Origin of the sequence: Burkholderia sp. Bp8984 (assembly GCF_003853755.1) — a bacterium.
In the GTDB taxonomy this organism is placed as follows: Bacteria; Pseudomonadota; Gammaproteobacteria; order Burkholderiales; family Burkholderiaceae; genus Burkholderia.
Genome location: NZ_QTQN01000094.1, coordinates 1 through 985, shown reverse-complemented (window position 1 = coordinate 985; position 985 = coordinate 1). Strand labels below are relative to the sequence as shown.

The following is a 985-nucleotide window of genomic DNA, read 5'->3' as shown; positions in this document are numbered from 1 at the left end:
GACAGGAACATGTTGACGCCGAGGAACGCGAACGTCGTCACGAGCAGGCCGGTGAGCGCCCACCAGGCGGCAACGGCGCCGCGCAGGCCCTTCATCAGGCGCATGTGCAGCCAGGCCGCGTAGTTGAGCCACACGATCAGCGCCCAGGTTTCCTTCGGGTCCCAGCTCCAGTAGCCGCCCCATGCTTCGGCGGCCCACAGCGCGCCGAGAATCGTCGCGATCGTGAAGAACGCGAAGCCGACCGCGATCGACTTGTACATCACGTCGTCGAGCACCTCGAGCGTCGGCAGGCGATCGGCGAGCACGCCGCGCTCCTTCATCAGGTACGCGACCGACACCATCGCCGACAGCGCGAAGCTGCCGTAGCCGATGAAGTTCGCCGGAACGTGGATCTTCATCCACCAGCTCTGCAGCGCCGGCACGAGCGGCTGGATCTGCTGCGCGTCGCGCGCGACCGAGTACCACATCAGGAAGCCGACGGCCGCGCTGATGACCAGCAGCACGAACGCGCCGAGCGCGCGCGTGCCGTAGTGGCCTTCGTAATACAGGTAGAGCAGCGCGGTGATCAGGCTGAACAGCACGAACACTTCGTACAGGTTCGACACCGGGATATGCCCGACGTCGGCGCCGATCAGGTAGGACTCGTACCAGCGCACCATCAGGCCGGTGAAGCCCATCAGCACGGCGACCCACGTGAGCTTCTGGCCGATCGCGGCGCCCGACTCCGAGCGCGCGAGCAGACCGATCCAGTAGAAGATCGTCGCGAGCACGAACAGCGCGCTCATCCACAGGATCGCGGACTGGCTCGACAGGAAGTACTTGAGGAAGAACGCCGCATCGGCGCGCGCGAGATCGCCCTGGTAGATCTGGATCGACAGCAGCGAGAGCGCGGCGATCGACGCCATCATCAGCCGCGCGGGCTTCCAGCGCCAGCCGAGCACGACGAGCGCCGGCACGGTGCCGATCATCACCGCCTTGTCGTAGT

The 985-nt window shown here is 66.1% G+C and carries 1 protein-coding gene; it reads right to left on the bottom strand.

The window, feature by feature from the left end; all coding sequences use genetic code 11:
• A partial coding sequence (ccsB, locus tag DID98_RS35470; RefSeq protein WP_124572244.1) for a c-type cytochrome biogenesis protein CcsB occupies positions 1 to 985 on the bottom strand: 985 nt, incomplete at both ends.